Annotated in this window: 23 protein-coding genes; 21 read left to right on the plus strand and 2 right to left on the minus strand. The window is 41.4% G+C overall.

Annotation, left to right across the window (positions count from 1 at the left end; all coding sequences use genetic code 11):
• Position 1 precedes the first annotated feature (1 nt).
• From L3V38_RS01385 to L3V38_RS01460, 16 genes are all read left to right on the plus strand, one after another.
• Positions 2-1,258 (plus strand): HlyD family efflux transporter periplasmic adaptor subunit, encoded by a 1,257-nt coding sequence (locus L3V38_RS01385; RefSeq protein WP_237118143.1) that lies wholly within the window; start codon positions 2-4, stop codon positions 1,256-1,258.
• A gap of 16 nt (positions 1,259-1,274) precedes the next feature.
• The gene (locus tag L3V38_RS01390) at positions 1,275-1,940 is read left to right on the plus strand and encodes an ABC transporter ATP-binding protein (RefSeq protein ID WP_237118144.1); all 666 of its coding nucleotides are present in this window, start codon (positions 1,275-1,277) and stop codon (positions 1,938-1,940) included.
• Between the two features lie 74 nt (positions 1,941-2,014).
• Positions 2,015-4,126, plus strand: coding sequence for a flagellar biosynthesis protein FlhA (gene flhA / locus L3V38_RS01395; protein ID WP_237118145.1), 2,112 nt, complete (start codon positions 2,015-2,017; stop codon positions 4,124-4,126).
• Between the two features lie 20 nt (positions 4,127-4,146).
• Positions 4,147-5,622, plus strand: coding sequence for a flagellar biosynthesis protein FlhF (gene flhF, locus L3V38_RS01400; RefSeq protein ID WP_237118146.1), 1,476 nt, complete (start codon positions 4,147-4,149; stop codon positions 5,620-5,622).
• A complete protein-coding gene (locus L3V38_RS01405; protein WP_062569740.1) occupies positions 5,615-6,475 on the plus strand; it encodes a MinD/ParA family protein in 861 nt (286 codons plus the stop codon). Before flhF ends, L3V38_RS01405 begins: the two co-directional genes overlap by 8 nt.
• 26 nt (positions 6,476-6,501) lie before the next feature.
• Entirely contained in the window at positions 6,502-7,212 is a 711-nt protein-coding gene (locus tag L3V38_RS01410; RefSeq protein ID WP_130150577.1) for an RNA polymerase sigma factor FliA, read from the plus strand.
• A 40-nt stretch (positions 7,213-7,252) separates the two neighbouring features.
• Positions 7,253-7,636: a chemotaxis response regulator CheY gene (cheY, locus tag L3V38_RS01415; protein WP_016708035.1), complete on the plus strand. Its 384-nt coding sequence runs from the start codon at positions 7,253-7,255 to the stop codon at positions 7,634-7,636.
• A 17-nt stretch (positions 7,637-7,653) separates the two neighbouring features.
• Positions 7,654-8,421: a protein phosphatase CheZ gene (locus L3V38_RS01420; RefSeq protein WP_130150479.1), complete on the plus strand. Its 768-nt coding sequence runs from the start codon at positions 7,654-7,656 to the stop codon at positions 8,419-8,421.
• Between the two features lie 15 nt (positions 8,422-8,436).
• Complete coding sequence (locus L3V38_RS01425; RefSeq protein ID WP_237118147.1) at positions 8,437-10,719, plus strand: chemotaxis protein CheA; 2,283 nt, start codon at positions 8,437-8,439, stop codon at positions 10,717-10,719.
• A gap of 75 nt (positions 10,720-10,794) precedes the next feature.
• Positions 10,795-11,919, plus strand: coding sequence for a chemotaxis response regulator protein-glutamate methylesterase (locus tag L3V38_RS01430; protein WP_237118148.1), 1,125 nt, complete (start codon positions 10,795-10,797; stop codon positions 11,917-11,919).
• On the plus strand, positions 11,912-12,676 hold the full coding sequence (locus L3V38_RS01435) for a flagellar motor protein (protein WP_237118149.1): 765 nt from the start codon (positions 11,912-11,914) through the stop codon (positions 12,674-12,676). The genes L3V38_RS01430 and L3V38_RS01435 overlap by 8 nt, the downstream gene beginning before the upstream one ends.
• Positions 12,677-12,681: 5 nt before the next feature.
• On the plus strand, positions 12,682-13,641 hold the full coding sequence (locus L3V38_RS01440; protein WP_237118150.1) for a flagellar motor protein MotB: 960 nt from the start codon (positions 12,682-12,684) through the stop codon (positions 13,639-13,641).
• 11 nt (positions 13,642-13,652) lie between these two features.
• Entirely contained in the window at positions 13,653-14,423 is a 771-nt protein-coding gene (locus tag L3V38_RS01445) for a ParA family protein (protein WP_062569746.1), read from the plus strand.
• Positions 14,424-14,425: 2 nt separating this feature from the next.
• Positions 14,426-15,175, plus strand: a complete 750-nt coding sequence (locus L3V38_RS01450; protein ID WP_062569747.1) for a chemotaxis protein CheW — start codon at positions 14,426-14,428, stop codon at positions 15,173-15,175.
• A gap of 21 nt (positions 15,176-15,196) precedes the next feature.
• Positions 15,197-15,694, plus strand: coding sequence for a chemotaxis protein CheW (locus L3V38_RS01455; RefSeq protein WP_058586379.1), 498 nt, complete (start codon positions 15,197-15,199; stop codon positions 15,692-15,694).
• A 15-nt stretch (positions 15,695-15,709) separates the two neighbouring features.
• Positions 15,710-16,111 carry a DUF2802 domain-containing protein gene (locus L3V38_RS01460; RefSeq protein WP_062569748.1) on the plus strand — a complete coding sequence of 134 codons (402 nt, stop codon included), beginning with the start codon at positions 15,710-15,712 and terminating at the stop codon, positions 16,109-16,111.
• 20 nt (positions 16,112-16,131) lie between these two features.
• On the opposite strand, the gene L3V38_RS01465 is transcribed toward L3V38_RS01460, so the two are convergent.
• A complete protein-coding gene (locus L3V38_RS01465) occupies positions 16,132-16,440 on the minus strand; it encodes an EscU/YscU/HrcU family type III secretion system export apparatus switch protein (RefSeq protein ID WP_237118151.1) in 309 nt (102 codons plus the stop codon).
• Position 16,441: 1 nt separating this feature from the next.
• Positions 16,442-18,742 (minus strand): flagellar hook-length control protein FliK, encoded by a 2,301-nt coding sequence (locus tag L3V38_RS01470; protein WP_237118152.1) that lies wholly within the window; start codon positions 18,740-18,742, stop codon positions 16,442-16,444.
• 102 nt (positions 18,743-18,844) lie between these two features.
• Between L3V38_RS01470 and ccmA the strand changes: the two genes are divergently transcribed.
• Genes ccmA through ccmE form a run of 5 tightly spaced genes read left to right on the plus strand, consistent with a single transcriptional unit; the run spans position 18,845 to position 21,572 of the window.
• Positions 18,845-19,465, plus strand: coding sequence for a cytochrome c biogenesis heme-transporting ATPase CcmA (ccmA, locus tag L3V38_RS01475; RefSeq protein ID WP_237118153.1), 621 nt, complete (start codon positions 18,845-18,847; stop codon positions 19,463-19,465).
• On the plus strand, positions 19,465-20,151 hold the full coding sequence (ccmB, locus tag L3V38_RS01480) for a heme exporter protein CcmB (protein WP_062569752.1): 687 nt from the start codon (positions 19,465-19,467) through the stop codon (positions 20,149-20,151). The genes ccmA and ccmB overlap by 1 nt, the downstream gene beginning before the upstream one ends.
• A 1-nt stretch (position 20,152) precedes the next feature.
• Positions 20,153-20,890 (plus strand): heme ABC transporter permease, encoded by a 738-nt coding sequence (locus L3V38_RS01485; RefSeq protein WP_130150488.1) that lies wholly within the window; start codon positions 20,153-20,155, stop codon positions 20,888-20,890.
• A gap of 2 nt (positions 20,891-20,892) precedes the next feature.
• Entirely contained in the window at positions 20,893-21,096 is a 204-nt protein-coding gene (gene ccmD / locus L3V38_RS01490; RefSeq protein ID WP_130150489.1) for a heme exporter protein CcmD, read from the plus strand.
• Entirely contained in the window at positions 21,093-21,572 is a 480-nt protein-coding gene (gene ccmE, locus L3V38_RS01495) for a cytochrome c maturation protein CcmE (RefSeq protein ID WP_062569755.1), read from the plus strand. The genes ccmD and ccmE overlap by 4 nt, the downstream gene beginning before the upstream one ends.

Here is a 21,572-nt window from a genome sequence, read left to right on the forward strand (position 1 = left end):
AATGGATCTTAAATATATTCAACAACAGGTTGCCCAAAGGCGGAAACAACGATTACTCCTACTATGTATAGGTGTTGGGCTGACCGTAGCTACACTAATAATCATGGTTTTTTATCTTAATCAAAATAAAATTACGCGTAATGATCTGCAATTGAGTCCTGTTGAATTTGGTGACTTTGCAATTAAGGTCGTAGCTAATGGTCAATTTAAAAGCCGTAACCCAAGTTTAGTTACAGTTAAGCAAGAAGGGGTTGTACAAGAGATTCTAGTTGAACAAGGGCAATATGTGGAGCTAGGAACTGTGCTTTTAAAATTGACTAACGATAATTTATTATTTAAGCGGTCGCAATTACAAACACAGCATAATAATGCGCAATTGGAGTTTGAACTAATAAGTGCTCGTTTAGCATTAGAGTTGGTGAAGCAAGAAACTGAAGTTGCAAGGCTTGCTGGTGAGTATGAGATCCTAAAAGCACAGTATTCAGCACAAAAAAAACTGGCAGAAAACAGTATTATTTCATCATTGGATTTAATGACCACCCAAGTACGATTGCAAAACCTTGAGCGACAGCATTATCTGGCGGCAAAAACGTTAGATTCGATGAACACACTTCATAAAAAAGAGAATATTCTCGCACAATCAAAAATTACAGATGTTTCAAATGAAATATCTGCATTAGAAAGCCATATTGAACAGTTAAAGTTGTTAGCCAATGAGAGAGGGCAAATACAAAAAATTAATGCTAAATTAGGTGAAAACTTGTCAGTTGGTATGGCTGCTTTAGAATTGTCAAATAGTGATGATTTACAGTTTGTAGCACAAGTTCCAGAACGCGAAGCGCAGCGTATTCAACCTTTAAGCCAAGTTAATATTCGGGTTAATGGCACATGGTTAGGTGGGGAAGTGGAGCGAGTAAGCCCGAATGTTGACAATGGCTTTGTGGACGTGTTTATTCGTTTTGAGCGTGCTGAAGATTTATTACTACGACAAGATTTATCTGCTAGGGTTGAAATTACGACACAAATAATAAAAAGTACTTTTTTCACAGAAAAACGTACAGCTAAGCAAGAACATACACAACAAGATGTTTGGATTTTTGATTCACAAAGAGAAATACTAACTAAGCGTACTATTCATTTTGGAGCAATGTCGCAGCAAAAAGTGGTAATAACTAATGGTGTAAACTCCGGTGAACTATTAGTAAGTTATGAGCAGAGTAAGAATTGGGGAAGTACAGCTCCAAAACTTGTCATGTGATTGGGAAGCAATAGTAATGTTACTATGCGTTGAGAACCTTACAAAAGTATTTAAGTTAAGCGGTATACCACAACAAGTTTTATTTGATGTTAACTTAACTATCTATGAGGGGGAATTCATTGCCATAACAGGCCCTTCTGGTGGTGGAAAATCAACGCTTTTAACGATTCTTGGTTTATTGGATCGACCTAGCGAAGGACACTATCAACTAGCAGGTGAAGTAACCACTCACTTTAATGATGAGTTAGCGGCTGCAATTCGCAATCAATATTTTGGCTATGTTTTCCAAAACTATAATTTGATCCCGCAGTTAAGTATTTGGGAGAATGTATCACTGCCCTTGACTTACCAAAGCAAGTTTAAAAAAACGCAGCGCATTGAGCAAGCAAAAGCTTATTTACAGCAAGTCGGCTTAGCCGAAAAGTATCTACATTACCCAAATCAACTTTCTGGAGGGCAGCAACAGCGCGTTGCTATTGCAAGAGCTTTAATTACTCAACCGAAAATTATCTTTGCAGATGAGCCAACGGGTAATCTTGACTCACTGAATAGTGAAAATATTATGAATATTTTCAAAAGCTTAAACGAGAAAGGGCAAACTATTGTAATGGTTACTCATAATCAACAAGAACTTGAATACGCCTCTAGAGTGATTCATGTAATTGATGGCCGTGTGACTTAAATATCCATTTCTTTGTAACTTGGAATAGTTATTGCAAATTCCGTGTAGTGTCAATTTTTTGAAATTGTTGAATTATGGAATTTAAAGCGGTATTACAACAACTTAATAAAGATAAAAAAGAGTATGCTAAAGGTGTGGGTACACCCTTACTAGTGCTAGCTGCGCTAGGTATGGTGATTTTACCACTGCCACCTTTTCTTTTAGATATTCTTTTTTCGTTTAATATCGCACTCGCACTTGTGGTACTTCTGGTCACGGTTTATACCATGAAGCCACTTGAGTTTGGTATGTTTCCAGCCGTTTTATTAATCGCCACGATTATGCGCCTTGCACTCAATGTTGCCAGTACCCGTGTTGTGTTACTTGAAGGCCACAACGGTGGTGACGCAGCAGGGAAGGTTATCGAGGCATTCGGCTCGGTGGTTATAGGTGGTAACTATGCCGTAGGTTTAGTGGTCTTCCTTATCCTCATTATCATTAACTTTGTTGTTATCACCAAAGGTGCTGGCCGTATTTCTGAAGTGTCAGCACGTTTCACCCTAGATGCAATGCCAGGTAAACAAATGGCGATTGACGCCGATTTAAATGCCGGTTTTATCAGTGCAGAACAAGCGCGTGAGCGCCGTGATGAAGTAACTCGTGAAGCTGATTTTTACGGTTCAATGGATGGTGCAAGTAAGTTCGTTAAAGGTGATGCCATCGCCGGTATCGTGATACTTGTAATCAATATTGTTGGTGGTTTATTTGTTGGTATGATCCAGCACGACTTAAGCTTTAGTCGAGCGATGGAGGTTTATACCCTGCTAACGATTGGTGATGGCCTAGTAGCGCAATTACCATCACTGTTACTTTCAATTGGTACGGCGATTGTTGTGACGCGTCAAAATGAGTCGCACAACATGGGGGAGCAGTTTAAAACTCAGTTAGGTAACGAAAAATCTTTATATATTGCATCGGGTATTCTAATCACTATGGGCTTAGTGCCAGGTATGCCGCATATCGCATTTTTAAGTTTAGGTGCATTGCTTGGCTATCTTGCATATTTCACGCAAAAACAAAAAGCAAAAGCTGAAGCAGAGCAAGCAGAAATCGAAGCAAATGGCGGAGCATCAGGCACCGGTGTTGCTAATAAACAAGAGCAAAAAGAGCTGGGCTGGGATGATGTTCAGCAAGTAGATGTTATTGGTCTAGAGGTTGGTTATCGTTTAATTCCACTTGTTGACCAATCACAAGGCGGAGAACTACTTAATCGCATTAAAGGCGTGCGTAAAAAACTATCTCAAGAACTTGGTTTCTTAGTACCTCCTGTGCACATTCGCGATAACTTAGAGCTCGATCCAAATGCATATCGCATTACGATGATGGGTGTATCAAGTGGTGAAGGTGAATTAAAGCACGGTGATGAGCTGGCAATTAACCCAGGTCAAGTATTTGGCCCAATCAAAGGTGTTGAGACAAAAGATCCTGCATTTGGCCTTGATGCAGTATGGATCAAGCCAGATCAAAAAGACGAAGCCCAATCTCTTGGTTATACGGTTGTTGATTCTGCGACTGTGGTTGCTACACACATTAGTCAGTTGCTGACGAATAGCGCAGCCTTGCTACTTGGACATGAAGAAGTACAAAACTTATTAGATATGTTAGCGAAGAGCCATCCACGTCTTGTTGAAGGTTTGGTGCCTGACGTTCTACCACTCACCACCGTTGTAAAAGTACTACAAAATTTACTTAATGAAGGGGTGGCAATTCGCGATATGCGTTCGATTGTTCAAACCCTTGTTGAATATGGCCCACGTAGCCAAGACCCTGATGTACTAACGGCTGCAGTGCGAATTTCACTACGTAGACTTATCGTTCAAGATGCTGTTGGTATGTCTTCTGAGATCCCTGTCATAACCTTGGCGCCTGAGTTGGAACAGATGTTGCATCAGTCACTTCAAAATGCAGGTGACGAAGGTGCCGGAATAGAACCAAGCCTTGCAGAGCGACTTCAACAATCATTGAATGAAGCGCATCAAAACCAAGAAATGGCCGGTGAACCTTCAATACTGTTAACGTCAGGAATGTTACGCACTGTGTTATCTCGTTTTGTTAAGTACACGATTCCAGGTTTAAGGGTCATGTCTTATCAAGAGGTACCAGACGAAAGACAGATTAAGATTGTCAGCTCAGTAGGCCAACAATAGGATAGTAAAGGGGTTGAACCATGAAAATTAAACGTTTTTTTGCTAAAGATATGCGCACTGCACTTAAAGAAGTGAAAGATGGGTTAGGTGTTGATGCGGTTATTATGTCAAATAAAAAGCTCGCTAACGGTGTTGAAATCGTTGCTGCTGTAGATTACGACAAAGCAGCCCCAAAAGCCGAAGCCGCGCCCGCAGCAGTGCAATCAAAATCTACGCCACAGCATAACTTTGTAAAGCCTGAACCAATGCGTGCTAAACCTGAGCCGCAAGCAAAAGTTGCTGATAGCCTACAAGCGTTACTTGAGCGTCAAGCCCCACGCCCTCGTTCGCCTGAGCTTGCATCTATGTTTAGCCAATCTGGTATCGATACAGGCGAGCACTATCAGCCTAAAGAGCCTAGTTTTCAGCAGCAACCTGAGTTTGCTCAAAAGCCACGTTACCAAGAACAAGCTGCGCCTCGTGTGCAAACGCAAGCTCATAGCTTAGGCTTTGATGACTTAGATGCAGGCTTTGATGATTTAGATTCGCCTGTTGAGCAGAAAAATTCTGCGCCTGCTAATCAATCAGAAATGGCGACAATGCGTGAAGAAATGAATGCGATTCGTCAATTACTTGAACATCAAGTATCGGGCTTAATGCAGCAAGATATGGCACGTCGTGATCCAACTCGTGCGTGTATGATTGACCGTTTAGCGGGGATGGGAATTGAGCGTGATGTTGCTGAGCAAATGGCGTGTTTTATTCCTGACGATGTTTCACGTCAACAAGCTTGGCAAGCACTCCTGCAAATGGTTGAAAACCAAATGCATACGACCAATAACGAAATCTTACGTCAAGGCGGCGTGTTTGCACTTGTTGGGCCTACAGGTGTTGGTAAAACAACCACTGTTGCTAAGCTTGCTGCGTTAGGTGCGCAAAAATACGGTGCTGACAAAGTTGCATTAATTACGACGGATACATACCGTATTGGTGCCTACGAACAACTTGCTACTTATGGCCGTATTATTGGCTGTGGTGTTAAACAAGTAAAAGATGCAAATGAATTAGCTGAAGTGCTATACCATTTACGTAATAAGCGACTAGTATTAATAGACACAGCAGGAATGAGCCAACGTGATTTACGTTTGACTGAGCAGCTTAATACACTAATGCGTAATCAGCGTGTTGATATTCGTAGTTACTTAGTATTAAGTGCTACAGCACAAATAAATGTGTTGCAAGAAACCGTAAGACACTTTAAAAAGGTGCAACTAAGTGGTTGTATATTCACTAAGTTAGATGAATCACTAAGTTTAGGTGAGATTATTAGCATAGCGATTCAAAATCGCCTTCCGATAGGGTATCTTACTAATGGTCAGCGAGTTCCTGAGGATATTCGTGTTGCAAATGCCGAAAAACTAGTGAAAAAGGCTGAACAATTGTATTTAAAACGAGCAAAAGCACAACATTCACGACGTCAAGCAGTAGCGTCGAGCACAGTAGGGATGTATGATTAACACAGTATTAGATCAAGCAAGCGGCCTGCGCAAAATGAATCAAAATAATAATAGTGGCGTTAAAGTAATCGCTGTGACTGGCGGCAAAGGTGGTGTGGGTAAAACCAATGTTTCATTAAATACCGCTATTGCACTCGGTCAGCAAGGAAATCGAGTATTAGTTCTCGACGCCGATTTGGGATTGGCAAACTGTGACGTCATGCTTGGCCTTCGTGTTGAACGTAACTTATCTCATGTTTTATCTGGCGAATGTGAGCTGGATGAAATCCTTGTTGAAGGCCCTGCGGGAATTAAAATAGTTCCTGCAACCTCTGGTTCGCAAAGTATGGTGGAACTTAGTCCTTCTGAACATGCTGGCCTTATCCGCGCATTTAGCGAATTAAACACTGAGTTTGATATATTAATTGTCGATACCGCCGCGGGTATTTCTGACATGGTATTAAGCTTTTCACGTGCAGCACAAGATGTTGTTGTGGTTGTGTGTGATGAACCTACCTCGATTACCGACGCCTACGCACTCATTAAAGTACTGAGTCGTGAACACGGTGTGTATAAATTTAAAATTGTTGCCAATATGGTCCGCAGTATGCGTGAAGGCCAAGAATTGTTTGCTAAACTATCAAAAGTAACCGATCGTTTCTTGGATGTATCTATGGAATTAGTTGCAACAATACCGTATGACGAAAATATGCGTAAATCGACTCGACGCCAAAAAGTGATTGTTGAGTTGTTTCCTAGTTCGCCAGCAGCAGTCGCATTTAAAACATTAGCAACAAAAGCAGTTAAGTGGCCAATACCAAATCAACCATCAGGTCATTTAGAATTTTTTATTGAAAAACTAGTAAACGGCTAACTATGACAACATCGGTGAATAAAGCGATGGGATATCAATCAGCAAACAATTTGAATGCGATTGTCGAAAAGCATGCCTCTTTAGTCAAAAAAGTGGCATGTCATTTAATTGCTCGTTTACCCGCCAGTGTTCAATTAGATGATTTAATTCAATCAGGCATGATTGGCCTTATTGAAGCATCAAAAAACTTTGATGCGAGCAAAGGGGCAAGCTTTGAAACCTTCGCTGGTATTCGCATCCGTGGTGCGATGCTTGACGAAATTCGTCGGGGCGATTGGGCGCCTCGCTCTGTTCACCGAAATGCCCGCCTCGTTGCTGAAACCATTGCCTCATTAGAAAGTACTTTAAATCGAGAGCCAAAAGATACAGAAGTTGCTGAAAAACTTGATATTACGCTTGATGAGTACCATCATATCTTACATGATGTAAACTCCAGTAGAGTACTGGGTATTGAGGATTTAGGTGTTGATGAAGATGTCATCACACCAATGGGCCAAGATTTAGCACTAGACAAACCGTTTAATAACGTTAAAAATGAACGGTTTAACCAATCTCTATTAACGGCTATTCAATCGTTACCAGAAAGAGATGCGCTTGTTTTGTCTTTGTATTACAACGATGAAATGAATTTAAAAGAAATAGGGCACATACTCGATGTAAGTGAGTCGCGTGTGAGTCAAATACATGGTCAGGCGATGATTAAGCTCAAAGCAAAAATCAATGACTGGATTAATTAGTAGTAAGTAAATATAGGTTCAAACCTCACCGGAGGATGTTTTGGATAAAAACATGAAAATTCTTGTTGTTGATGATTTTTCTACAATGAGACGTATCATTAAAAACCTGTTAAGGGATTTAGGTTTCACCAATGTGCAGGAAGCTGATGATGGTTCAACAGCATTACCAATGCTACAAAATCAAGAATTTGATTTTGTTGTCACCGATTGGAACATGCCTGGCATGCAAGGTATTGATTTGTTGAGAGCAATTCGTGCCGACGATAGCCTAAAGCATATTCCTGTGCTGATGGTGACAGCTGAAGCGAAAAAAGAACAAATTGTTGCTGCTGCTCAAGCGGGTGTTAATGGTTACATCGTTAAACCATTCACTGCTGCGACACTGAAGACCAAATTGGAAAAAGTGTTTGAACGTTTAGGTTAATCTAAGGGGAGAGGCTTATGTCAGCACTTGCTGCGCCTCAAATAAGTTTAGAGCAAGCTCGTCAACTTGTTGAGTATCTTGAAAATGGTGAACAAGAAAAAGCAGATAAGCTAATACTTGATACAGCATCAAAAGAACAATCAGAGTTGTTTGCAGAGGTCGGAAAATTAACGCGACAACTCCATGAAGCGCTAAAAAACTTTGATCTCGATACGCGTTTAACAGGCTTAACAACGGAAGCAATTCCTGACGCTAAACAGCGCTTAAATTATGTCATGGAAATGACAGAAAGCGCCGCTAATAAGACCATGGATGCAGTGGAAGCAAGTTTGCCAATTGCTCAGCAACTTGCAGACGATATAGCGACGATAAAACCTACATGGGATCGTTTGATGAATCGAGAAATTGAGCTCGGTGAATTCAAATCATTATGTCATAGCTTAGATAAGTTTATGAACAGCTCGCAAACTAAAACAGATGAGCTACAAGGCTTGATGACAAATGTGTTAATGGCACAAGATTATCAAGACTTAACAGGGCAAGTTATACGCCGAGTCATCGAGTTAGTGCGCGAAGTAGAAGACAGTTTAATCAATCTTTTAACTGTGTTTGGCAGTCAAGAAGATGGTCATCAAAAACAAGAAAAACAGGCCATAGAACAAGCACCTGCACAAAGCGATACGCTAGCAGGTCCTGAAGGGCCAATTATTGATAAAGAGTCTCGCGATGATGTTGTCTCAGGACAAGATGAAGTTGATGATCTATTATCAAGTCTGGGCTTCTAAGAGGAGAGTAGCTGCATGAGCTTTGAAGTCGATGAAGATATTTTACAGGATTTCCTAGTTGAAGCTGGGGAAATCTTAGAGCTTTTGTCAGAGCAATTAGTCGAACTGGAAAATAACCCAGAAGATAAAGATTTATTAAATGCTATTTTTAGGGGCTTCCATACCGTAAAAGGTGGGGCTGGCTTCTTAAGCATGACAGAACTTGTTGATGCTTGTCATGGCGCCGAGAATGTCTTTGATTTATTACGTCAGGGCGGGCGCACTGTTACATCTGAATTAATGGATGTTATTTTACAGGCTCTCGATACAATAAATGAAATGTTTACGACCATTCAGAATCGTGAGCAGCCAGAGCCTGCGGACCCTGTCCTCCTTGAAGCCCTTCATAAATTAAGTCACCCACCAAGCGCTGAAGAACTTGCTGGTGAAGACACATCAATAACAGAGGCTGTTAGCACCGCGCCTGAAGAGCCAGTTGTTGAAGAACCTATCATCGACAGCTCAGAAGTAACTGCTGATGTGGCAACGGATAACACCGATGAAGACGACCCGTTTGCATTTGATATGTTGTTTGACGGTGGTTTGGCTGATACTCAGCCTGATGCACAAAATATTGATGAAATAACCGAAGATGAATTTGAAAGCTTACTTGATGAGCTACATGGTAAAGGGCAAAGCCCTGCAGCTGTTGAAGCAGAAAAAGTAAGTAATGACAGTGATGATATCACTGATGATGAATTTGATAGTTTGTTAGATGAACTTCACGGAGTTGGTAGCTTTGGTGAAGTAAAATCAACGAGCACACCAGAACAAGTGTCGGCTGAAAAGCCTGTTAGCACAGCATCACAGCCTGCTGGCAGTGAGGGTGACGATGAAATCAGTGACGATGAATTTGAAGCCCTGCTTGATGAGTTACATGGTAAAGGAACGGCGCCTAAATCATTAGAGCCTTCATCATCAGCACAGCCTACAGAGCCAAAAGCGCCTGAAGCTGCGAAAGCTGAGCCTAGTAAACCAGTGCCTCAAGCAAAACCAGCAACCCCTCCTCCTGCAAAAGCGGCTCAGCCTGCTCCTGTTGCAGCTAAAGCAGAGCCTAAGCCAAGTGCCGCTGCGAAAAAAGCACCTGCACCACAGGCGGAAACGACGGTACGTGTTGATACTAAACGTCTTGACGAGATTATGAACATGGTTGGCGAACTGGTACTTGTTCGTAACCGCTTAGTCAGTCTTGCTAATAATACCAATAGTGAGTCTATGGGTAAGGCTATCTCGAATTTAGACGTTGTCACAGCTGACTTGCAAGGTGCTGTGATGAAAACACGAATGCAGCCGATTAAAAAAGTATTTGGCCGTTTCCCTCGCGTCGTTCGTGATTTAGCACGTAGTTTGAAAAAAGATATTAATTTGCAGTTGGTTGGTGAGGAGACTGATTTAGATAAAAACTTAGTTGAAGCCCTTGCTGATCCACTTGTGCATTTGGTCCGTAATTCAGTTGATCATGGTATTGAAATGCCTGATGTACGTGAGGCCGCAGGCAAGCCTCGTACAGGTACTGTTACGCTATCAGCATCACAAGAAGGCGACCATATTCTACTTACCATCCGTGATGATGGTGCCGGTATGGACGCTGAGAAACTGAAAAAGATAGCAATCAGTAAAGGTGTTATCGATCATGACCAAGCTAGCAGACTATCTGATACAGAAGCGTATAATTTAATTTTTGCTCCTGGCTTCTCAACGAAAGAAGAGATTTCTGACATTTCGGGCCGTGGTGTGGGTATGGATGTGGTGAAAACCAAGATTACCCAATTAAATGGCTCAGTGAATATTCAGTCAGAACTTGGGGTCGGTACTGTACTTGAAATTAAAGTGCCGCTTACATTGGCCATTCTTCCAACATTGATGGTTATTGTTGGAGAGCAAACATTTGCGTTGCCACTTGCAGGTGTTAGTGAAATTTTCCACCTCGACTTAACCAAGACGAATGTTGTCGATGGGCAGCTGACGATTATTGTTCGTCAAAAAGCTATTCCGCTCTTTTATCTAGAGCATTGGTTAGTGAAAGGTGCAAATAGCCAAGAACGCAAAGCCGAAGGACATGTTGTTATTGTTCAAATAGGTACAAAACAGGTGGGCTTTGTTGTTGACTCATTGATAGGTCAAGAAGAAGTCGTTATCAAACCGCTAGATGCTTTATTACAAGGTACACCAGGCATGGCGGGTGCGACGATTACCTCTGATGGTGGGATTGCACTTATTTTAGATGTGCCAAGCATGCTTAAACATTACGTTGGCTAGCATTATTTAAACTCACTATTCTAAGTGCGCATTAATAGTGCGCACTTACACTGAACACATAACAAGAGAGTGCCAATGGCAGTCAAAGTATTAGTAGTCGATGATTCGAGCTTTTTTCGCCGCCGTGTTAGCGAAATTTTAGAGCAAGATAGTAATATCCAAGTTGTAGGCTTTGCCGTGAATGGCAGAGAAGCTGTTGATAAGGCAAAAGAGCTTAGGCCTGATGTTATTACTATGGACGTTGAAATGCCTGTTCTTGATGGTATTAGTGCCGTCAAAGAGATTATGGCTGCAACACCAACGCCTATTTTAATGTTTTCTTCATTAACTCGTGATGGTGCAACAGCAACACTTGACGCGCTTGATGCGGGGGCTTTGGACTTTTTACCGAAAAAGTTTGAAGATATTGCTCGAAATAATGAAGATGCAATCGCACTTTTACAAAATAAAGTAAAAGAAATTGGTCGCCGTCGCATTTCACGTTTTACACGTCCTGCTCCGCCACCTCGTCCTGCATCTACAAGCACAAGAAGCGGTGGTATTGTTCAGCCTGATCGTAGTTTCAGCCGCCCAGCACCAGCTCCGGCTTCATCGACGAGCAATGTGCGAGCTTCAGGCAAGCAGTATCAAGTTGTCGCAATTGGTACATCAACAGGGGGCCCTGTTGCTTTACAAACCATATTAACTCAATTGCCAGCTAATTTTCCGCACCCTATTTTGCTGATTCAGCATATGCCTGCTGCATTTACACCTGCTTTTGCTGCGCGACTAAATGGTTTGTGTAAAATTAAAGTGAAAGAAGCGCAACAAGGCGACCGATTAGTACCAGGCACCGCTTATTTAGCACCGGGTGGTCAGCAAATGCTGGTAGAAGGGCGTGGAAGCTCTCGAACATTACGTGTTTTCGAGGATGATAGTCCTCGCATTACATACAAACCGAGTGTGGATGTAACATTTGCAAGTGCTGCTAAAGCATTTGGTGGTGATGTATTGGCAGTTGTACTTACTGGTATGGGGGCTGATGGTCGAGATGGTGCCCGTATGTTAAAACAAGCTGGTGCGACGATATGGGCGCAAGATGAAAAAACCAGTGTTGTTTATGGTATGCCGCAAGCCGTTGCCAATGCAGGCCTTGCTAGTGAGAGCTTAGCGCTTAACGACGTTGCTGCACGTTTAACACGAGAGACCGGTTGTGGATAAACTGTCGTTTCTTGGTTTAATTGTCGCTGTTAGCGCCATTGCTTTTGGTTATGCGCTTGAAGGTGGGGTGGTAAGCGCTCTATTTAATGGCCCCGCACTGATTATCGTGCTAGGTGGTACCTTAGGCGCTGTAATGTTACAAACACCAAGCAGTGTATTTTCTAAAACAGTAAAAATTAGCCATTGGGTATTTTTCCCCCCTTATCACGATATAGATGCAGCCATTGAGCAGGTGAAGCGTTGGTCTCAAAAAGCGCGCCAAGAGGGGTATCTTTCGCTTGAAGACGAGTCCTTAGCACATCACGATCCTTATGCGGCAAAAGGGCTAAGTATGTTAGTTGATGGAGCCGGTGAAACTAAGCTTAGAGACACACTTGAAATCGACTTAATGCTCGAGCGTGAAAGGTTAATGGAAGTGAGCCGTGTATATGAAGCCATGGGTGGCTACAGTCCAACCATTGGTATCTTAGGTGCGGTACTTGGGCTTATTCAAGCAATGCAATTTATAACTGATCCTGAAAAGCTTGGAGCAGGGGTCGCGACAGCATTTATTGCGACCATTTACGGGGTTGGTTTAGCAAACTTACTTTTCTTACCAATGGCAAATAAATTAAAGCAACAAATTGAACAAAAAATGCTGTACCACGAATTACTTGCCGAAGGGATTATAGCTATTGCTCAAGGTGAAAGTCCGTTAAATATTGAACTCAAACTTGAGGCGTATCGTGTTGAGCGTCCAAGCTTAGTTCGCGAGTAATTCCTATGATGCGCCGTCGCATGCGTCATAAAATTCAAAAAAGCCAACATACAGAGCGTTGGCTTGTTTCTTATGCTGATTACATGACCATTATGTTTGCCTTTTTTGTGGTCATGTATGCAATTGCTATTAGCAAGAATGAAGATTTCCAAGTGTTATCTGATTCACTAGAGCAAGTATTTGATAAATCAGCACGTACTCATCAGCAGGCTGGAACTGGGATACATGGTACTGGCATTTTAACTGACCGCGTTACGCCTGAAAGTGACGTTTTATATGGTGAAAGTATTCTTAAAGAAGAGCAAGGACCTAAATTAATCGATGGACAAGCTGATACCAGTAATATCGAAAAAAAGCATTTGGGAAAACCGCTAGATAGTTTACTTAGCAAACTACAATCAGCATTGATTGATGAGATCCGTAATGGTGAGGCAAGCCTTGAGCTTAATCAAGACTGGCTGATAATTGAATTAAGTTCAGGCATGTTGTTCTCATCGGGAAGTGCTGTTGCTCAACAACGTGCTAAACAAGTTGTTGCATTAGTTAAAGACATTATAGCTCCTGTAGATAATTACATTCGTGTAAGAGGTTATACCGATAACGAAGGTATTCGTAATGAAATGTTTCGATCTAACTGGGAACTGTCGGTCGCAAGAGCAACATCAGTATTGGTTGAGCTTGAAGAGCTAGGAATAAACCCAGCTCGTATGGCTATTGAGGGATATGGTCAATACTCACCCTTTTCTAGTAATGAGACAGAGCAAGGGCGTGCAGAAAATCGTAAAGTCGTTGTGGCACTTTCTAAATATGGTTTACCAGAACAAGCACAGCAGGATACCAATGAACAGGCTAATCCTAGTGTAAAAGAGAGTACAGAAATTGAGTTGCCAAGCAATGACAACACGATTAAAGTGATCCAATTACCTCACGGTGGCATTCGAATTACCACGCGCAATGAACAATAATAAGGTGTGATGTGAAAATTTGGACAGTAGCGAATCAGAAAGGCGGAGTGGGGAAAACCACAACAGCTGTTAGTCTTGCTGGCACGCTTGCATTACAAGGGAAACGGGTATTATTAATAGATACCGATCCACATGCTTCATTAACTTATTATTTTGGTATCGATTCAGAAGAGTTAGAGATTAGCGTCTACGATATTTTTGCTCGTGGCAACAGTATGGCCAGCGAAGAAATCTTACAAGCACTTTGCCCGTCAACACTTGAGAACCTAGATATTTTACCTGCAACCATGGCGATTGCGACCCTCGATAGAAGTATGGGCAATAAAAATGGTATGGGTCTTATACTAAAAAAAGCGCTGGCAAAAATTAGCGAACATTATGACTATGCAATTATCGACTGTCCGCCTGTATTAGGTGTATTAATGGTTAATGCCTTAGCTGCCAGCGAACGTATTTTAGTGCCAGTACAAACAGAGTTTTTGGCTCTCAAAGGCCTTGATCGCATGATGCGTACCATGGAATTGATGCAAACATCGCAATCTAAACAATATCAGTATACGATTATACCAACAATGTACGACAAACGGACTAAAGCATCCCTTGAAGCCTATAAAACTCTGCAGGATAATTACAAAGATAAAGTGTGGTCGGGAGTCATCCCCGTTGATACCAAGTTTAGAGATGCAAGTTTGGCACAGCAAGTACCTATTCAGTTTTGTCCTCGATCACGAGGGGTATTTGCGTATCGCGCATTACTCGATTATTTAGTTGCACAAGGTTAAAGATGAGCAGCAAACACTTATTTGCCAACGAAAAAGTGATGACCCAATACTTGGGGGCATTACTGTGTGAGGAAGAACCAGAACAGCAAAACCTTGAACCTGTGGCTAAGTTACTCGAACAAGTAAATGAGTCAAAAGGTGACCCATTACCTCTAGAAGTAGAGCAAAAAGTAGAAACACCTGTTGTTGAACCTATTAAAGAGCTTGAGAAAACCGAGAACCAAGCTAATATCAAAGATATAGTCGAACAAAAACAGACTGAGATTGTTGCTAAAACCTCGTCTGAGCGACAAGAAGACTATTTTGATGGTGAATTTCAAGCACTGTTTTTTGAGGTTGCAGGCTTAACGTTAGCCGTTCCTTTGAAAGCATTAGGGGGCATTCATCAACTAACAGAGGTTAATCAGTTATTTGGCAAACCTAAGTGGTTTAAAGGTGTGATGCTAAATCGTGATGAAAAACTGAATGTAGTGGATACAGCACGTTGGGTGATGCCTGAAAAGTATGATGAAAAATTAGAACAGTCACTCGATTATCAATATTTAATCACCTTAGGTGACAGTCAATGGGGATTATTGGCTGAGAAGCTCGTAAATAATATTACACTTCGCGAAGAAGATGTAAAATGGCGAGCAAAATCAGGCAAGCGGCCTTGGCTTGCTGGCGTTATCAAAGAGAAAATGTGCGCCTTGATTGACGTTGAAAATTTATACCAATTGCTAGAGCAGGGCTTAGACAGCCGTGAGCAGTAACTATTTTTACGGAGTAATAGCATGAGTGAAGAAAGACTACTGTCAGCGAATAAAAATGCTGATAGCAACGATGAAGTGTTACAGTGGGTAACCTTTAAACTTGAAGAAGAAACGTACGGCATTAACGTAATGCAAGTACAAGAAGTGCTTCGCTATACCGAAATTGCTCCTGTTCCAGGTGCGCCTTCTTATGTGCTTGGAATTATTAACCTGCGTGGTAATGTTGTGACTGTAATCGACACCCGTGCACGTTTTGGCTTGATGGGCGCAGAGGTAACGGATAATTCTCGCATTGTCATTATCGAAGCGGAGAAGCAAGTTATCGGTATCTTGGTTGATAGCGTTGCTGAAGTTGTGTATCTACGTAGCTCTGAAATTGACAGTGCGCCGAATATTGGCACAGAAGAAAGTGCTAAGTTTATCCAAGGTGTATCTAACCGTGATGGTGAGTTACTGATCTTGGTTGACCTTAATAAACTTTTAAATGACGAAGAGTGGGATGAGCTGAGCGCATTATAAACGCTCAGAATTTATATGCTGTTATACTCTTTGTTTGGAGCCTCAATCTTACTATTTTTGGTATGTTTGGGGCTTATTTTTGTTAATAACAACAAGCACGCTACGGCGTTAAAAGCAAAGCAACAACAAGTGCAAGATGCTCAGCAACAGTTGAGTATTTTACGCAGTGAAGTGGCTGAAATGCGAGCTGGCATGCTAAGTATTGGCAAAAGATTGGTTGCTGTTGAAGATAAAAATCAAGAACTTGAACAACTTCAAGATGCGCAAAAATATGATGACCCCAATGCGAAAATTTATTCGCGTGCGGTAAAAATGGTAGAACTTGGTGCCGATTTGGAAGAGATTATTCGCGAGTGTGAATTACCCAGAGCTGAGGCTGAGTTACTCATGTCATTACATAAACAAAAGGGCGCTTAATTAGCGCCTTTTCTATTTATTTAAGCCTGAATGTTCAGCTTTCCTTGAAAGTCCTGCCAACCAGGGGGAAATTTTCCTCTTAATACATATGAAAAAGCAATGAGCTCGGCGATTACGTAGTATAGTTCCTTAGGTATTTCTTCACCTAACTCAAGATGTGCAAGTGTTTTTGCTAACTCAGCATCTTGATGAATTAAAATACCTTTTTCTTCAGCCAGTTTTACTATTTCATCAGCAAGCTCGCCAAACCCTTTCGCTGTTACTTTTGGTGAATTGCCTACCTCATACAGGAGGCCTATGGCGGATTTATGTTTGAGGTCATCTTTCATATTAAATCTTTACATTAATGATTGCATGAGACTGGTAAAATGCATGGTGTGTTGGCACACCTTGTTTTAAGTTTAGTTCAGCGATATTTAAACCGTGACTGGCGAGTTTGTGGCGTAACGTTTCTAAATGTGGGTGAGCTAATGCAGTTACATCTTGTGATGATGCCAATAATTGACATTCAACGGCTTTATCCATTATTTCAGCAGTTACTTGTAGCTGACCAAGCTCAGCATAGTCAAAGTTAAGCCTCACGAACCATACATCCTTACTTTCTAATTTATTTTTGCTCGGTTTTTTATAATGACCTAGGCTAATTTCAGTTTGCCCAATTTCTGGCGGTAATTTCATTGGTAAAAAGAATTGCGCTAAAGGGTTAGAGTCTTGCTGCTGGTTTATCGGGGTTGTTTGTACCTGTGATAAGTTCGATTTCAATTGGCCAATTTCATTAGCAAGAGTTTGGAGATTAGTTTGCTGTAACTGCTCAAGCATTTTGTTACTGTCGAGGGCTTTAAAGTTTGGTACTAATACTTGCAATAGAGCATCAAGCCCATGTTGGTTGTTAAAACCTATTGCAGTGGGGGACTGACTAATTATAGGCGCTGCAAGGGTTGTAACTGCGAGCTGCTCAAGTCCTTGATTAAAACTAGCCTGTAGATTTTGTGGCGATAATGATGCAGGCCTTAAAATACTCAACAGTTCACGCTCGATAGTTGCTGGAAGTGTATTTTGAGCAGAGATCATTCTGTTGAATGCTTGATTCACCAATCGGTTTAAGTCTATTGATGGGGTGTTATTACTTTGGCTAAGCTGATCAAGTTTTTGACTTAATTGAACAGGCACAGTGGTACTAATAAGTTGCTTACTCTCACTTTGAGGTATTAATGTCGCGACGAGCTTAGCCTCAAGTGGCTGCATTAATTGTAAGGGCCGCGCTAAATTTGGTTCTTTAGATGCTAAAAACGCTGCATTAGCATTGTTGTTATTCGTTGCAGTTTTGCTGTGTTGTAATAGTTCGGTATTTGTAGTGAGTGCTGCTAAACCTGCTTTTATCTGCTGAAAAAGCTGAATCATCGGCGGCGAATTATTATAGTGCGTGGGTAGCATGACTTGGGCTGTGGTCATTGGTACTTTTGAAGATGTATTTGCCCACGGAGCGTGTAGTTCAGCCAACTTAATAATATCTATTTTTTTTATATTAAAGCCAAGATCTGCCAAAGATGAAGCGCTTTTCAATAAAGGCGAGTTTAAATTTGCTGTATGTTTTTGAGTTGCTGGCAGCTTTTCAAAATACCGTACCGCATCGCTTATACGTGTTTTTAAATCAGCAAAACTGTCTTTTAACCAAGAGCGTATAGGTGAATCAGTTGAGCTCAAAGGCTGTGCCGATGGTATAAAGGTACTTTTATTTGGTTGCTCTTTAAGTAATTGATGAAATGTGTCAGTTAAAGAATTTTTTAAAATAAACTGCTCATTGATGGGTTTACTTACCAGTTTTAATCCATTGCGGATTACCTGTGGGGTTAGTTTAATGTCTTTAGAATTTAGCTGTAGCTGGGTTAGTAACTGTTTACTTTCATTTGTGGGAAGATCTTTTAATTGCAGTATCATCGATGCCATTGCTTTGTTTGCAATGGTAAGCTGTAGCTGCTTCGCAGATAAATTGAGTGCGAGTTCAGGTGCTAATTTAACTAAGATTTCTGCCACTTTTTGCTGGCTAACAGCTTGTTGATGTAAAGAGTCACCATAACGGTTCAAAATATTTAATGTAAACTCAGCGTGTTTAGTCGTTGCAGGTAACATAACTGCTTGTAGAGGTGCTGCTGATTTCAAAAGTGTGCTGAGTGTGTTGTTTAACATAAACTCGGCTTTTAAAGTCGGTATGCTTAAAGCCGGTTTATTGTTCGGAATTGTTGCAGGAAGTATTGCTGTTGTTTGACTGTCGCCTTGCGCTAAAAGGTTTAAAAGAGCTTGCAACTGAGGAGCTTTACTTAATGTCATACTAACCGGTGTCGGTGTGATGCTAAGCTGCTTACCATCATGATTCAACGAAACGTTAGCTGATGCATACTTAGCTAATTGGTTATTCGTTTGCTGGGTAGATAAACGTAATGTTTGCCACGAATCATCGAGTAATACATCCATTTGCACTGAGTGTTTGCTAATAACAATATTACGGGCACTTAGAGTTTGTTCACCAAGTGCTTGTATCGCTTCGTTTGATGAATTTTGCGCAACGCGACTGACTCCTGTGCTCTCAAGGTTTAGTTGTGTAGTTAGCGTTAACGGGCTCTGTTTATTCATTATTTTAGATCAAATATAAGTTAATCGTTTTAAAGCAATATTCGTATTACCCTATCATTATGGTAGACTATCGCCTAATTTTGGGTATAGAGAATCGTCATCTTGTTACACATTAAGTCCGTCACCTGCATCAAACAAGATCGTTGTTTGTTTGCGGATCTTAATTTCAGCTTGAAATCGGGACAAATTATGCAGTTAGCTGGTCCAAACGGGGCTGGTAAAACATCATTATTGCGTATTATCGCAGGTTTCGCTACGGCGGATGAAGGTGATGTTTTGTTCCAAGAGCGATCGATTGCCAAGTACTATGATGAATATGCACAAGAGCTGTTATTTATTGGCCACAAAACCGGTGTAAATACGCAGCTTACTGCACTTGAGAATGTCGCTTTTTGGCTAAAAATAAATGGCTACGATACGCACCAAGATTTATACCCTATTTTAGCTAAAATTGGTTTGGTTGGCCTAGAAGATGTTCCAGTACGTATGCTCTCAGCAGGGCAACAACGTCGGGTTGCTTTGGTAAGGCTTTGGTTGAATAACGCTAAACTTTGGATTCTTGATGAACCATTTACAGCCCTTGATAAAAGCGGTGTTATATTTTTACAAGAGCGCTTTGTTGAGCACCTAAATGCAGGTGGGGCGATTTTACTGACCACCCACCAAGACTTAACCACCCATTTTAGTGATCTAAAAACAGTGACTTTGGAGTATCGCCACTGATGGTAAAGCAGCATTCTTATTGGCAATTATTCTCTGCGGTTTTTTTTAAAGATCTTAAATTAGCGTTTCGTCAGCGAGCTGAAATCGTTAATCCTATTTTATTTTTTCTTATCGTTATTACACTTTTCCCGTTAGCTATCGGGCCTGAACCGGGTCTACTAGCACGCATGGCACCTGGCATTATTTGGGTTGCTGCCTTGCTTTCAACTATGTTGGGCTTAGATAAATTATTTCGTGATGATTATCACGACGGCACATTAGAACAGCTGATTGCGTCGTCATATCCGTTACCATTAACGGTGCTTGCTAAAGTGGCCGCACACTGGGTGATCACTGGATTACCGTTGGTGCTGATGACACCTGTATTTGCTTTATTATTGAATTTAGAAAGTTCAGCGCTTTTGGCAACGGTGCTTACTCTTTTATTGGGTACACCTTTGCTTAGCTTTATAGGTGCAATTGGCGCTGGACTGACTGTGGGGTTACAAAAAGGCGGCATTTTGATGAGTTTGCTTGTTTTGCCTTTGTATATCCCCGTACTAATTTTTGCAACCTCTGCTATTGATACCAGCTCTATGGAGCTCGCCTATAGCGGACAGCTTGCAATCCTTGGTGCCATGCTAATCGTAGCGATTATAGCGGCACCAATTGCCATATCGTCAGCATTGAAAGTGAGTGTAAGTTAATATGTGGAAGTGGTTACATCCCTACGCAAAAGCAGATCGTGCTTACCAATTGTGTAACACCTTACTGCCTTATTTCGCCGTCGTTACGGTGGTTTGTATGATTGTTGGATGGGTCTGGGGGCTCGCTTATGCGCCAGCAGATTATCAACAAAAAGACAGCTATCGAATTATTTTTATCCATGTGCCTTCAGCTATTTTGTCTATGGGTGCGTATTCTTCTATGGCGATCGCAGCTGTGATCGCACTAGTATGGCAGCTACGTAATGCAGAACTTGCAGTGATTGCAATTGCACCTGTTGGGGCGTGTGTGACAGCAATTGCATTGATCACCGGTGCTGCATGGGGAAAACCTATGTGGGGTGCTTGGTGGGTTTGGGATGCACGTTTAACATCTGAGCTTATTCTATTATTTTTATATTTGGGGGTATTATCGCTTTATCATGCCTTCGAAGATAAAAAATCGGCAGGGCGTGCCGCGTGTATTTTAGCTATTGTTGGCGTGATTAATCTGCCAATTATTCATTTTTCGGTAGAGTGGTGGAATACACTTCACCAAGGCGCAACAATCACTAAGTTTGATACTAAAGCCATCGATCCTAGTATGTTCTGGCCGCTTATGGTGAACATAGTTGCCTTTGCTGGCTTTGTAGGTACAGTGACATTAATTCGTCTTAAAAACGAAATTTTACAACGTGAAAAGCACCGCCCATGGGTGCGTCAGTTGCTTGAGCGAGGTTAATCATGCAGTTTGATTCTTTTGCAGATTTTATTGCCATGGGAGGCTATGGCTTTTATGTATGGTTGTCTTTTGGCACGTGTGCATTAATTTTACTTGGTATTTTATTTAGTTCGTTAAACGATACGAAACGTATTTTCTCTTCAGTTAAGCAACAAGTGCAACGTGAAGAGCGCATTAAAAAAGCGAAACAAGGGGCAGGTCAATGAATCCAAGACGTAAAAAACGTTTATTAGCTGTTGTAGCCATCATTTTTGGCGTGGGTGCAACCATAGGTTTAGTGCTCTATGCGCTGCAAGAAAACATCAATTTATTTTATACCCCTAGTGAATTAGTCGACGGTAAAGGTCCGAATAAAGAGAAGCCACACGTTGGGCAAAAACTACGTATTGGTGGCATGGTTGTGCCAGGTTCTGTAGTACGCGATGAATCAAGTTTAAAGGTGAGTTTTAAGCTAATTGATACTGGCCCAATGGTGACTATAAATTACCAAGGTATCTTGCCGGATTTATTCCGCGAAGGGCAAGGGATTGTTGCGCAGGGCGTACTTGTTAAAGCGAATGAAATTGATGCCTTTGAGGTACTTGCCAAACATGATGAAGAGTACATGCCAGCGGAAGTTGCTGAAGCAGTGAAAGGTATTAAGCATGAAAAACCGACCTATAACTTAGATAACGGCAATTAA

This window comes from Pseudoalteromonas sp. L1, from assembly GCF_021728095.1.
Lineage (GTDB): Bacteria > Pseudomonadota > Gammaproteobacteria > Enterobacterales > Alteromonadaceae > Pseudoalteromonas.